Origin of the sequence: Photobacterium profundum (genome assembly GCF_003026285.1) — a bacterium.
In the GTDB taxonomy this organism is placed as follows: domain Bacteria; phylum Pseudomonadota; class Gammaproteobacteria; order Enterobacterales; family Vibrionaceae; genus Photobacterium; species Photobacterium profundum.
Map to the genome: position 1 here is coordinate 1 of NZ_PYOD01000042.1, position 761 is coordinate 761.

The following is a 761-nucleotide window of genomic DNA, read 5'->3' on the forward strand; positions in this document are numbered from 1 at the left end:
CGAATAACGGTTTCTAAAATCGGTTTATTCCCAATTTTTAGCATCGGTTTAGGACAAGTATCAGTCAGTGGACGTAAACGCGTACCAAAGCCACCCGCCATCAAAAAAACCGGATTCTGGTGGATTGTCTTTTCAAATAAATGGTGGAGTGTTTCTAACCCAACAACGCGGTTTTCATCATCAACTAAGGGAAGAGAAAGAATACCGTTGCTTTTCATGATTGCGATTAACTCATCTCGCGGTGTATTGACATCTGCGGTCATTGGATTGCTATTCATGACCTGTGTGATCTCAGCCGTCAATGCAAGATTATTCAATAAACCTCGGCGAATATCACCGTCCGTCACGACACCTTGTAAGTGTTCATGATGATCAACCACCAATACCACGCGCAGTGCTTCATTATTAATAATTTCTAATGCGTCGCGTATGGTATTAGTGGGCTTAATTAATACATTGTTCCAACAATGACTCATGACTTACCTTCGTTATAGTGTTTTGATTGTCGCTCGGCTGGGGTAGCAGATTTGATTGACAGAAAGGTGTTTTGTGACTATCGCACCAGCGCCTACAATGGCATTTTTCGCCAGCATAATACTCTGAATAACCGTTGCCCCCGCACCAACGTAAACGTCGTCTTGCGTTATCACTTGCCCACACAAGGTGGCTCTCGGGGCAATATGGTTGTAATGACCAATGCTACAATCATGCTCGATTACAGCACCACTGTTAATCACGCTATGCGCACCAATCTGCGCGCC

2 protein-coding genes are annotated in these 761 nt (G+C 44.2%); both read right to left on the minus strand.

Features of this window, described 5'->3' with window-relative positions:
- A partial coding sequence (locus tag C9J48_RS27605) for a CBS domain-containing protein (protein ID WP_146151667.1) occupies positions 1 to 476 on the minus strand: 476 nt, incomplete at its 3' end.
- A 12-nt stretch (positions 477 to 488) separates the two neighbouring features.
- The coding region (locus tag C9J48_RS27610) for an LbetaH domain-containing protein (protein WP_507022035.1) at positions 489 to 761 on the minus strand (273 nt) is incomplete at its 5' end.